This is a genomic window from Acinetobacter sp. WC-743 (assembly GCF_000335555.1).
Taxonomy (GTDB): Bacteria; Pseudomonadota; Gammaproteobacteria; order Pseudomonadales; family Moraxellaceae; genus Acinetobacter; species Acinetobacter bereziniae.
The window spans coordinates 1-12,784 of the sequence record NZ_AMFQ01000101.1 but is presented as its reverse complement, the minus strand read 5'-3'; the positions used below and the strand labels follow the sequence as shown (position 1 = coordinate 12,784).

The following is a 12,784-nucleotide window of genomic DNA, read 5'->3' as shown; positions in this document are numbered from 1 at the left end:
TCAGCGGTTTTTACCTGACATCGCTATCGTGGTTGGCGGCATGGATGCCGCCGTCGGTCAAGGGCGATATGAGCAAAAACAAAGCACTGCTTTGTTTGCAACGCAAGATCCCTGTTAAACGAAAGATTTTTGTTACCTTTCATCTCTGAAAAGTAAGGTTTCGCCAACGCAAATCAATTAAAACTTCAGAGGTAAAGCGTGACAGTGCAAGCTTTAGATCCTCAAGCAATCTATTGATCACTTTGATTTTATTGATCAAGAAAAATGATATTTTACTGTATGCATTTTTCAGCAGGTTGACTATATACTATTTTCATTCATCAATTAGTCATAAAAAATGCGCCTAATAAGGCGCATTTTTAGCTGTAAAGCAAAGTTAAAATTAACCTTGTTTACGCGCTGGTAATTTCTCACGAATACGTGCAGCTTTACCAGACAATTCGCGTAGGTAATAAAGCTTAGCACGACGAACGTCACCACGACGTTTCACTTCGATTTTAGCAACGATTGGAGAGTGAGTTTGGAATACACGCTCAACACCAACACCGCTAGAAATTTTACGTACTGTGAACGCTGAGTTCAATCCACGGTTTTTCTTCGCAATCACCACACCTTCAAACGCCTGAAGACGCTCACGGTCACCTTCTTTTACTTTTACTTGGACAACAACTGTGTCACCAGGAGCAAAAGTAGGGATGTCAGTTTTTAACTGTTGGTTTTCAATTGCTTGAACTAAAGGATGTTTACCACTCATTGTGGGAATCTCCGATTTTGCGGAACAGAAGAGGTCTGTACAACCGCTGGGGACAGAGGCTAAATCGCATATCAACCCGTTTATCTTTCCCCTTAGCCTCATTCAAATATGAGAGAGTTTAAGGAGCCTATAAAAGACATTTAACCAAGGCTAAATATCAATTTGTTGAAGCATTGCTTCTCAATCTTGTGCTTGAACCAAGCATCATTTTGCTGAGTCTTGCTGATCTTTTAGCCATTTCTTTTGCTGCTTGGTCAACTCAACTTTTTCCACCAACTCAGGTCGGCGTTCCAAAGTGCGTTGATAGCGTTGCAAAAACCGCCATTTTTCAATATTTGCGTGATGACCTGACTTTAAAATATCAGGAACATCCAAACCTTCAAAATGGTCTGGCTTGGTATATTGTGGGCAATCGAGTAGACCATCCACAAATGAATCTTGCACTGCTGACTGTTCATCTGACATGGTATTCGGCAAACGTCGAATCACACTGTCTAATAGAACCATCGCAGGTAGTTCACCACCCGACAATACGTAATCTCCAATCGACCATTCCTGATCTACATATTTTTGGATCAAACGTTCATCGACCCCCTCATAACGTCCACACAGTACAATCAATCCGTCATAATCAATAAATTGCTGTACCGCAGGTTCATTTAGGGTTTTACCTTGTGGAGACATATACACCACAGGGACATGAACTGCTCCTGCTTGCTTTGCAAGCTGTTTGGCATGGTGTATTGCTTTTGCCAAAGGCTCAGCCATCATCACCATACCTGGACCACCACCAAATGGACGTTCATCCACTCTTTTGTAGTTGCCCTCGGCAAATTCTCGTGGATTGATACAATGAACTTGTACAATGTCACGTTTCACCGCGCGTCCGCTAATGCCGTACGCTGTAATCGCTTCAAACATTTCAGGAAAAAGCGTAATGACTGCAAAAAACACCGCAGACTCCTCTATTTTCCTGCTGTGCCAATCCTAAGGATTAATAATCCACGCCCCAATTCACGTAGATACGACCAGCTTCGAGATCAACGCGTTGTACCACATCTTTATGCCATGGAATCATTCGCTCTTCACCATCGATGCTATCTGTTGTTGCACGAACAACCATTACATCATTGGCGCCTGTTTCAAACAGTTCATGGATTTTACCGAGATTTACTTCTTGCTCTTCATCATTCAAACCTAACACTGTTAGACCTTTTAAATCAGACCAATAGTACTCATCCACACCCGGTTGAGGCAGTTGCGACTTTGAAATCCAGATATTAGCGCCAACCAAATTGTCTGCTGCGGTACGATCAATCACACCTTTTAGCGCAACAACAAGACCTTTGCCATGTGGTTTCCAACGTTTTACATCGATAATTTGCCAACCTGCTTTGGTTTCTATGTACCAAGGCAGGTAGTCAAAAATGTTGCTCATGGGTTCAGTATTGGAATAGACCCAGAGCCACCCATTTAATCCATATGCTGAACGTAGCTGTCCAATCTGAATACGATCTTCGGGCACATTCTGTGTTGGTGTCATGGGCTACCTACTGCTGAATAAATTATGCAGCAGCTGCAGCTTTCTTCGCTTGAGCAGCTAAAGAAGCAACACGTTCAGAAGGTTGAGCACCTTGTGAAACCCAGTGAGCAAAACGGTCAGCATCTAAACGAAGTTTTTCTGCTTTACCTTGAGCTGTAGGGTTAAAGAAACCAATACGTTCGATGAAACGACCGTCACGTGCATTACGGCTATCAGTTACAATGATTTGATAGAACGGACGTTTTTTAGCACCACCGCGCGCTAGACGAATTACAACCATGATAGAACCTTATAGTTTTTACGGATTATCCTTGCACCGACCATCGATACATTTCAAACCCCTTTCATAGAGGGCAGTATTTTACGTTATCTTGAGTGTGAAAGAAAGATCAATTTTTATTTATCCACAATTTTGAATTTAAATTTTATCTACCGTCCCAGTTTGTGGTTGCAGACGGGGTGCATGTGCTGCCTTTGGTCCAACATTTTTGACCTTGATTGTTCAGCACTATAGAACCATTTCCAGCTTGATTTGTATTTTCAATTGGCGTTGCTGTTAATGTCCATGTCCCTGCTGATACATTAGATAAAGTAAGCTTATATAATGGTTTACCGCCAGAAGGATATTGCTCAGCAACACCTAGTGTAGTTAGATCAATTGGAGTCGCATCCTGTTTTTTTAAAAATGTAGAGTTCAATGTCCTATATTTTTGTAATAAGCCGCCAATCCTAACCATTTCAGACTGCATATCAACACGGTTTGCTTTGATTAAATAGTCTGTATACATTGGATAAGCAATTCTTGCCAATATCCCTAAAATTGCAACAACAATAAGTAGTTCAATTAAGCTAAAACCCTGTTCTTTTACCATGGTTGGCTTCCTGTTTTTGTTCCATCGTTCCAAGGTTCACATTTAAAATTTACATCACTTGCTAAACGTGATTTACATTGCAATCCATTACTACTCATCAAAAAATAATTATTTTTAGGATTATAGTTACGATTGTTTACATCAGTAGGTGGGGCGACTGAAATATACCAGCCTATCCCCTGTACATCATCTGTCAGATTTTTTGAACTGTCTTCCAAATCTGAAATTTTCAATATATAGCCTTCTGGTAACTCTGTAGCTGTTTCAGAAAAATTTCTATAATTAAAATTTCTAGTTTTATATCTTTCCAATTGCTCAGCAAGTTTTAAGATTTCTTGTTGAACTTTTTTCTCTCTATTTGACTGAATTATATCCTTATAGGTAGGTATGGCTATAGCTGCCATTATTGCAATAATAATGACAACGATAACTAACTCAATAAGGGTAAATCCTTGTATTTTTTTCATGGATTCGTCCTTAACGTTCATACCAACGCTGGGAAATAAACTTAGTTTTACTGGTATAGTTTGTTAAAGATTCAGTTGTAGGAAAGTTTAGAACTAAACCACGATTTTTGTCCTTACCACCGAAACTGATACCGATATTCCCTTTTCCTAATGAAATTTCATTTGGACGATTCTTGACAACTATAGTATTCCCACTCAATACAGTGCATTGACCATAAGGTAGACAGAATTGATTAGCCTTACTTTCACCTCGCACACCACCGTAACAATCAACGTCATCAATATCTATGTTTGCATTAAATATGCTGACATATAAATCACTGTCAATCGCGATATTATCATTGAGAACACGTTTTTTAGAACCTAACGGATAATACCACCCACCAAAACTGAAACTTGTCGCAGTATTACCATCAGTATTTTTAACCAGCTGTTTACTGCCTGTGGTCATTGAATTGATATCAACCGAATTTAATTCACTGTCCTTTAATACCGATAAATTTCGACGTGTAACATCTTTATCGTAAATAGCATACAAAGCATCATTTTTATTGGTTTCTGACATAGGTGAACTCAAGTTACCTGAACCAATTGTCAGTACTGCAAACAAACTTCCGCCATTGTTATGAATGGTAAATGTAGGTGTAGAATAGAATCTAGGCACATCTGATGCATTAGACTGATTTAGAATACGAGTGACGCGTTTAGCTAAATTAGCCGTGTTACCCGCTTGAGCTGAACTGTCTAAGTCTACACGCCACAATTGACCACCTAAATCACCAAAGTATAGGTGATCTACAAGCCCATCACTATTACGGTCAATTGCTTTTATCTGACTCACCACGCTACGTTTCATGTTACTGACATTCGTCTCGGTGACTTTATCAGCTGCCGCATTTGCGCTTGCCCACCATAAAACCGAGCCAGTTTCAGCATCAAAAATATATACGCCCGCACCTTTATCAATACTACTGGATGTTGGCGTACCTATATTTTCATAAATTGGGTCATAGCCACCACCAACAATCATTACCAGTTTGCGTGAACCTTGCCAGTTTATCCAAGCTAAAGTAGGTTTAGACCAACTTTGCCCCATATAGCTAATTGGTGAATATGCAGCTGCATCGTCTGGACTGATTCTAAATTTTATTTTTGGCTTTCCGCTGGTAGAGGTAACGTCAGATAAATCTAGAGCATAATAACTGCGCCCACCCATGCGTAAACCACCATATAACCATTGTTTACCACCGCTCACCGTTACAACAGGCTCTGTTGCATTTGTACCAGACTTGGTCACATATTCAGTATAGGCTGTCCAAGGACCGTCAACTCCATACTCTAGGTTTCTTCCCTGGTTTTCTTGATTTAAAAAACCCTGACTCTGTTTCTCAATCATCTCATTCGGAACAAATGTAAATACTTCTTTACCCGCATTACTATCTGTTGCACTGTCACCTGCTCGGATGACATGTAATAACCCTTGAGTTGTTCCAAACACTATTAAATCATCACGATCTTTGTAACTTAAATCACCCGTTTTAGCATCAAATTGGGTTGTCCCTTTTTGTGTAATTAATAAAGGTTTAGAATGCATTACTGCACCCATTTGTCTAAGTGTTGCATTAGATTGTGTGAGAAAATTTACAAAGGACGTATTGGCAGCATCACTATTGCTCGTCGTTAGGTTTGATGCCATGGCAGAAGTTACATTGTAACCAAACAAAGCTGCAAGATAACCACGTTTGGTATCTATACTAAAATTATTCGTTGGATTATTGGCTTTTAAATCAGCACTACTCACCTGTAATAAAGCCTTATCATTCCCAATACTCGATACAGTACCATCATTACCAACTTTTCTGTCCGTATAAATAGTTCTCTCAATATTATTGACATTCCCTAACTTAAATTGACTTAAGGCACCACCAACTCTTACTTCAAATTCTTTTTCAACATCTACATTATTTTCTTTAACAATTTTAGAAATTGTCTTTGTGATAGCAGTATCTGCCCAATAATCATTTGGATCATCTACACTAACTCCCTTAGTAGCATCAAATACAATCTTGTTATCACGATCTTTAATTATATTATCAACCACTTGATACTTTTTAAGATTACCTATCCATGTTGTGACTTGAGCATCTGGAGCCGGGTCAAATTGTGGGAAGTATCCCCAAGGCTGAATATTTTGAGTATCCAAGTTATCTACAGGTATGGTAATCGAGCCTGTAGTAACTGGCGGAATATACTTTTGAAGTTTTTTAAGAAATGCATTAACACTAGCAACAACATCGGCATCATTACTACCAGAATACCACCCGCCTTCTCCAAGAGTTCCCCATTTTTGAGCGTCTTGTACATCACTGCCAGTACCACGGTTAAAATCTGAACCAAAACCAACGACGGCTGTTTTAATTTTTACTCCAGCAGGGTTTAAATTAGGATCCAATAGTGCTTTTGTATACGCGCCTATGCAATCCCAACCATTGGGATCAACCATATTCGAACCACTACTATAACCACTCAATTTCCCTAAAGTGCTGGTATTATTACAGCTAAAACCTGGTCCTTTGATTGTACCTAATGATTTTTTCATAAAGCTTTCTAAAGTAGCTCTCTTGTATTGATCAGGAACATTGCTACTACTATTACCATACCTATCATAACGATTATAATATGTTGGCTCGCCATCTGTTAAAAAATAGATACCCTGTGTATTACACTTCTTAGTAGAATCAATAGTAAACTCTCTTTGATTCGTTGTTGAATTCAATATTGATGGCTTAATGTAGTTAGCACCATCACTTATATTTGTTACATTTGCTGTAAATCCTGACGCAGCCCCCGTATTACTAGCCCCAAATGTGGTTTGCCCCATTAGATATGCAGCTACTTCCGCAAACGCATAACCCGTTGGTGTTCCACCAACAGCCGTAAGGGCATTTACTGCTCGCAACATCTTTTTACGATGTGTCTCTGTAGCAGTACCAAAGTAAGTCGTTGTTACAGTATAACTTCCATCAGCGGATTGATCATATTGTCTTGTGCTTGTAGCAGTACCCACTCTTCTTTGTGGATTATAACAAGTACTTCCTGAACAGGTAACACTACCATTTTGTTGAGGACCACCATAACTAGGTTGACTAGGTGTTGTCGTATTATAATATGGACCAGATGTTATATTTGTAAAAGTTGGTGTTGAAGGAACAGCGGAAGGTATTAATCCAGAGAAATCATTAGCTGTTTTTGTAGTGTTTACCCATTGCGTACAATCGTATGGGGATGAATTATTCCAAGTGATACACTCTCTAGCATTTATTACTGAACTCGTAGCAGTTGGCGTTCCCGTTAACCCAAAATCGGGTAATGGTGTATTATTACTCCACCCTCCCCCACTAGTAGATGCTAAACTCCAATCTGCATTTGGATCACTAGGTCTCCAACTGTTTACATTACCCCAAGAAAGACAGCTACCTAACACCGACCATGTACAATTACGTGTCCCTGTTTGTGTTCTTGTTTGAATACTTGTTATGACAGATGACTGTGTAATAGTTCTTGATGCAGGTTGAGTAAAAGTTTGGGTTGTCTGAAATATCGGTCTGCTTCCAGGAAGAGTACTTGTCTCACCTAAAGCTCTTGCTTCAAGTCGAATACGACCAAATGGTCCATTTGTATTTGGAGAGCTAAAATCTGATAATCCGACAACAAGTTTATCTGGTAATGGTTCTATCCCTTGCGAAGCATCTCCTTGTAATAACTTAGTCATCCCGCTTTTTAAGTTTGTAAGGCGATTCTCACCATCCATACTCCCTGAAACATCCATCATAAACATAATGGTTGTAACTGAACTCTGAGGTGCTTTATAGAGTTCCGTATCACTTGCATAGCTCGGTAAAGCAGAACAAACTAAGGATGTGATAAAAGCCGTTTGTATCGCAACAGCTATTTTTTTATATTTAGTTTTCATAAAATATCCCCTTTACCTTAGCTCTTAGTCGCATAACTAATCACAGCATAATCCATGACTTGTTGACTATATGGCACACCCAAATCAGCAAAACATTCTGCAACTGTCTTTTGTGCTGCATACTTTGCAGACTTATCATTCAAATGGTTTTTAAAACAATCATTAATTTGGCTTGAAAAACTTGACCATCCAGAGCCACTACCATTCGCTGCGCCTGGGATAATCGTGGTCACAATAATTTGCACAGGTTGCACCTGATCAAGTTGAACCGTGGATGTATCTGTACCAGTGGGAAAATATTTAAAGGGTACGTCAGTATTACTGCTACTTTTTTTCACAGCAATTTGCGAAATCATAATATCCCGTCCACTGCTATAATCATTTTTTGTATATTGACAGTAACCAGCAACACCTAACTCACTATTATTTACATCTGCATCACTTGTAGGATAAATAACACTTGCTTGTTGAATAGAAAATAATTTGGCTTGGGTTTTCGGTCGATAACAGAAAACCAGCTCTTTGTTTAAAAAACTATCTGACTTTACAATCCCAAATAGGCCTAAGGAGCTTAAATTTTTCTGTAAAGTTGCTGAATCCTTGTTATCTTTTTCAAGTGCAAAGAATACAGCATCAGCTGTCTGCTGATTCAAACTTTGAATTTGACTATTCGTCGCAATACTTAACCCTGTTAGACTCTGTTTCACTGCCAGAGTACCAATTAAAACCATTAAAATAAGAACAAATAGCACCGCGATAATTGTGATACCTCGTTGATGGACTCGCATTTATAAATCCTCCATGAGGCCATAGCCATTTCGTAATGCAACTGTCTGACTGATTACATCGCGAATATATTTAGGATCTGAATCTGATGTACTTAAAGTCACCGCTTGATCTAAAACAGTAAAACCACTTGGTAATTTATCTTTTTCTGAAATAGAATCATAACCACGTACTAAAGCACCTAACTGAATCGACATTATTCGAGGTCTAGGAGTTCCTGCTTTAGTCAGTGAGTTGGTTGCTCCCATATATTGGTCAATCGTCATATAGCTAAATTCATCTGTATTATTTTGCTTAACGCCAAGCAAAACATGAAAATAGTCCACACGACGCATAATGATTTGACTACCTTCACCTAAACCAGAAATATTTGTAGGTAAAGCAGCCGTTTCTACCAATGTTTTATAACGTCCAGCATCACAAGCCAAAGCTAGATTCCCTGCTGAGCCATCCTGACGTAAAAAATATCGCTGCACAATGAATGTGCCCTTATCTATATCATCTTGTGAAATTGGATTGCCTTCGCAATCAAAACCATTTGGATCAAAAGCTTTATATTGAATGACCAATTGATCACTTTTTACATTTACATTTGACAATCCGACTTTAGCTTGAGTGAAATTCGCTAAATCTGCTGAATCACCAGAAATAAAATAAGGAATATTTGCCGTTGCAACTTTTTTCTCATCCGCAGTTAAACCAGAGTAACTTTTTATCGTTGTAAATACGACACCACTGTATTGATTACGATCATTCACAACTGCTAAATCTGCATCTAAATTTGCGAGTTTTATGTCTTTTAAAATAAAATTTAAACCAAAATTTCCGTTATCTTGTAATTCTGCTAAGTTTTTCTGAAGCCCATAATTGATACTACCTGTCAAAAATAACTGCATAGCTGCTGCCATGATTAATAAACCAATAACCAGTGCTAACATCAACTCTACAAGCGTCATACCTTTTGAATAATTCATTAGTAAGTCTCCAAAATAATACACTTAGAGTCTTTGTTATAAGAACCACCTTTAGTGCAGCTATTTGTAGAATCACTATTAGTTGGCTCAGTTTCATCCCAAGCGACATAAACACAATAACGGCTTCTGGTCATATTTCCAGGGCAATCACTTATTGCTGTTTTCATTCCATTCAGGAAAGCTTTATATAAAATTTGATTTACATCTTCTTCGGCGAATTTCTGACTAGAACATTTTGTTGTATTGTTGCACTTTCCTGAATAAGTCGTCGCATATGTCCGTCCTGCAAAAGCATTTGCATATGCATCAACGACTTGATCAACATCATTTATTTTAATTGTTATATTTTTAGCTAAACCTTGATTATTTGCCCGCATTCGCTCAGACAGATCACGAGCCAAACTCATTGCTTGAATACGTTTAGACGCATCAAGAGAAGCTTCCATGGCTCTCATTTGTAGCATCGCAAAACCTAACACCCCAATTGATAATAATATGAGTGCAACAAGGACTTCCATCATACCTATTCCCTTTTGGGAAGATAATGCTTTCATCATGAGGTACAATCCCCGTCAAAATTAGATTTATTCGTTGTTGTAACTTTGCCAAAATTTGTTAAATATACATATTTAGTATATGAATCACTTGAAATTTGTATTTCTAAATTTTGAGGGAAATTTTCTACATTTCCTTGTGGTAAAAATACAATTTTAGAGAGTGTGGGAATCGTAGAACTATAGCCCCATGACTTTTTTCCCTTATCATCAGTAATACATTCACCTGTTTTAAAAATTAAAGTTTGTCCTGAAGGTATATTCCAATATTTACTTTGAGCAGAATCTTTTCCAGCTGTATTAAGATTAACAGTGACTTTTTTCCGAAATACAACGGCATCTGACCTTGCTTGAGTCAATATTTTTTCTAAATCAACTGAAGTTCTCTCAAGCTTTCTTTTTAACGTTAAATCTTGAATTTTTGGCGCGGCAATTATGGCAACAATCGAGATAATGATTAATGTGACTATTAATTCAATTAAAGTGAATCCCCGATTATTTTGCATCACAATCCCTCTACAACAAAACTTTACCTAACTTAAAATCATAACCAAAACACTTACAAAACCAATACAAGTTAGATGAAAGGCATAAAAAAACAGACAATTGTCACATTTAATTATCTGCTGAAATATAATATAAATTTATCTTAAATATATTATGAATTAAAATTAAATATCATCAAAACACTTGATGATTCATATCCAATCAACTTTATGGTTTTTATACAAATTATTAAAAAGCTTTTGGTGATTCATTTATCTTGTACGTTTGAATCGTCGCTGGATCTTTTGGATATCGCCATGTTGAGGAGAGGCAAATGAGCAAAACCAAGCACGGCTTTGTTTGTAGCTAGCGAAAAAATGTGACTAAGCAAAAAATGAGTTGGGCAAAGCGAAACATCACCTACGCAAATTTATTTAGATTTTAAAAGGTAAAGCGTGTCAATCAAAGCTTTATATCATTCAACAATAAAGTCATTGCATAAATTTTATTGCTCACTTCAACAAACACACGTTTTGATACAGAAATCAAATTTTATTGACCATCCCAGTTTGTCGTTGCGGAAGGAATACATGTAGCGCCTTTCATCCAACATTTTTGACCCTGGTTATTTAGAACAAGATTCCCGTCTGATGACTGAATAGAATTTGATTTTGGTTCTGCTGTCAATGTCCATGTTTGATCACTGATTGTTAATCTAATTGTATAAAGCTCAGCAAAGGCGGGATAATCTTTAGTCATGGTATTGGTATCCAACTTTGCATTGGTATAATTATGATGAATGGCATAATAACTTTGTAAACGCTGAGAAATTTGCATCATTTCACTTTGTGTATCCACTCGATTTGTACGAATTTTATAACTCGAGTATGACGGATAAGCAACCGCAGCAAGAATGGCGATGATTGCAATAACAATCATCAGTTCTATTAAAGTAAAACCACTATTTTTAATGATATTTTTCACCATGATTCACCTGCACTGCCACAATCTGAAAATAGGCTCACTACATCTTTGACCTTCGTCATACATCGAAGCCCTGTACTTAACGACAATAAATCGTTGTTACGTGGTTGTTTCGGTGATATGTGCTGAATTAGCAGGAGACTTTCACTTGGGATATGCTAGGCAGCTAACCGATAAAAGTTCTCTGCTATTTGATTTGGCGTTTTAAAATCCAAACTCTTTTGAATTCTTCGCTGATTATAAAATAACACAATGTATTCTGTAATATCTGCTTTAGCTTCATCTCTGGTTTTATAGTTGCAATGATGCACTAATTCATTCTTGAGTATGCCCCAGAAACTTTCAATCGGTGCATTATCGTAACAGTCCCCACGTTTGCTCATTGAACCTTGAAAATCACATTTTTCCAGTATCTTTCGATATTCATGGCTGCAATATTGGCTGCCTCTGTCCGAATGAATAATTAAGCCTTTCGTTGGTTTTTGATTACGAATCGCCATAGTCAGTGCATTGCAAACAAGTTGTGCGGTCATACGCTCATTTAAGCTATAGCCAACCACTTGTTTCGTGTACAGGTCTTTTACTGCTGCCAAGTATAACCAACCTTCAGCAGTCCAAATGTATGTAATATCGCTTGACCATGCAAGATTGGGCTTAGTCATTGAAAACTGTTGCTCTAGTAAATTTGCGTAGATCGCTCGATTATGATCACTCTTCGTAGTTCTTTTGAAACGCTTATGACGCTTACAATACAGCTGGTTGAGCTTTTTTATTTGACGTACAGCATACGTACTGATTTTGATACCTTGCGCTTGTAAATGCTTAGTTAATCGAATATAGCCATAGCTTTGTTTAGTTTCCTCATGAGCTATTTTGACCAAAATTGTCTGTTGATTTCGCTGAACCAATCTTTTATTCATGCCTCGTTTTAGCCAATCATAAAATCGTGACACTGAAACGTGAAGTAATCTAGCCATAAAGCTAATCGGGAATAAATATCTTTGCTGTTTCATATAGGCGTACCTTACTGACTTTCTTTCGCAAAGTACGCTGCTGCCTTTTTTAGAAATTCACGTTCCATTTCAGCTGTTTTGAGCTGTTGTTTGAGCTTTTTATTTTCTTCGAGTAAGGCATTTAGATCAGGTGAATATTGTTTAGTGCCTGCTAAGGTGCCAGTCTTTGCTTTATTATTCCAATTTGAAAGAGTTTGCATTGAAATGCCAAGTTGTCTGGCTGTTTCCGATACATTGCCTTGATTGGCTTCAATCAATTTTATTGCTTCAACTTTAAATTCTGCGGTGTAAGTCTTCTGTTTCTTGCTCATGGTAAACTCCTGATGAGTGTCTATAGTTTACCAAGTTAAAACCTCCTGTTTTCTCAGCACACATCAG

At 37.8% G+C, this 12,784-nt stretch carries 13 protein-coding genes; all 13 read right to left on the bottom strand.

The window, feature by feature from the left end; all coding sequences use genetic code 11:
- Positions 1 to 382: 382 nt before the first annotated feature.
- The gene (gene rplS, locus ACINWC743_RS15360) at positions 383 to 754 is read right to left on the bottom strand and encodes a 50S ribosomal protein L19 (RefSeq protein ID WP_009586157.1); all 372 of its coding nucleotides are present in this window, start codon (positions 752 to 754) and stop codon (positions 383 to 385) included.
- A gap of 204 nt (positions 755 to 958) precedes the next feature.
- Positions 959 to 1,708, bottom strand: a complete 750-nt coding sequence (trmD, locus tag ACINWC743_RS15355; RefSeq protein WP_009586138.1) for a tRNA (guanosine(37)-N1)-methyltransferase TrmD — start codon at positions 1,706 to 1,708, stop codon at positions 959 to 961.
- Positions 1,709 to 1,748: 40 nt separating this feature from the next.
- Positions 1,749 to 2,297, bottom strand: a complete 549-nt coding sequence (rimM, locus tag ACINWC743_RS15350) for a ribosome maturation factor RimM (protein WP_004826439.1) — start codon at positions 2,295 to 2,297, stop codon at positions 1,749 to 1,751.
- Between the two features lie 22 nt (positions 2,298 to 2,319).
- Entirely contained in the window at positions 2,320 to 2,577 is a 258-nt protein-coding gene (gene rpsP / locus ACINWC743_RS15345; protein ID WP_004826436.1) for a 30S ribosomal protein S16, read from the bottom strand.
- A 145-nt stretch (positions 2,578 to 2,722) separates the two neighbouring features.
- Positions 2,723 to 3,169: a type IV pilin protein gene (locus ACINWC743_RS15340; RefSeq protein WP_009586182.1), complete on the bottom strand. Its 447-nt coding sequence runs from the start codon at positions 3,167 to 3,169 to the stop codon at positions 2,723 to 2,725.
- Complete coding sequence (locus ACINWC743_RS15335) at positions 3,163 to 3,636, bottom strand: prepilin-type N-terminal cleavage/methylation domain-containing protein (protein WP_009586107.1); 474 nt, start codon at positions 3,634 to 3,636, stop codon at positions 3,163 to 3,165. The genes ACINWC743_RS15340 and ACINWC743_RS15335 overlap by 7 nt, the downstream gene beginning before the upstream one ends.
- 10 nt (positions 3,637 to 3,646) lie before the next feature.
- On the bottom strand, positions 3,647 to 7,609 hold the full coding sequence (locus ACINWC743_RS15330; RefSeq protein ID WP_009586109.1) for a pilus assembly protein: 3,963 nt from the start codon (positions 7,607 to 7,609) through the stop codon (positions 3,647 to 3,649).
- A gap of 17 nt (positions 7,610 to 7,626) precedes the next feature.
- The gene (locus ACINWC743_RS15325) at positions 7,627 to 8,397 is read right to left on the bottom strand and encodes a pilus assembly PilX family protein (protein ID WP_009586178.1); all 771 of its coding nucleotides are present in this window, start codon (positions 8,395 to 8,397) and stop codon (positions 7,627 to 7,629) included.
- Positions 8,398 to 9,369, bottom strand: a complete 972-nt coding sequence (locus ACINWC743_RS15320) for a PilW family protein (protein ID WP_009586146.1) — start codon at positions 9,367 to 9,369, stop codon at positions 8,398 to 8,400.
- A complete protein-coding gene (gene pilV / locus ACINWC743_RS15315; RefSeq protein ID WP_035301271.1) occupies positions 9,369 to 9,926 on the bottom strand; it encodes a type IV pilus modification protein PilV in 558 nt (185 codons plus the stop codon). The genes ACINWC743_RS15320 and pilV overlap by 1 nt, the downstream gene beginning before the upstream one ends.
- Positions 9,923 to 10,429 carry a pilus assembly FimT family protein gene (locus tag ACINWC743_RS15310; RefSeq protein WP_004826422.1) on the bottom strand — a complete coding sequence of 169 codons (507 nt, stop codon included), beginning with the start codon at positions 10,427 to 10,429 and terminating at the stop codon, positions 9,923 to 9,925. Before ACINWC743_RS15310 ends, pilV begins: the two co-directional genes overlap by 4 nt.
- A 532-nt stretch (positions 10,430 to 10,961) precedes the next feature.
- Complete coding sequence (locus tag ACINWC743_RS15305) at positions 10,962 to 11,396, bottom strand: type IV pilin protein (RefSeq protein WP_009586116.1); 435 nt, start codon at positions 11,394 to 11,396, stop codon at positions 10,962 to 10,964.
- A 155-nt stretch (positions 11,397 to 11,551) separates the two neighbouring features.
- Positions 11,552 to 12,717, bottom strand: a protein-coding gene (locus ACINWC743_RS15300) for an IS3-like element ISAba21 family transposase (RefSeq protein WP_085947548.1) whose coding sequence is annotated in 2 segments (ribosomal slippage) — positions 11,552 to 12,459 and positions 12,459 to 12,717 — 1,167 coding nt in all. Because the reading frame shifts where the segments join, the coding sequence is not laid out codon by codon here.
- Positions 12,718 to 12,784 lie beyond the last annotated feature (67 nt).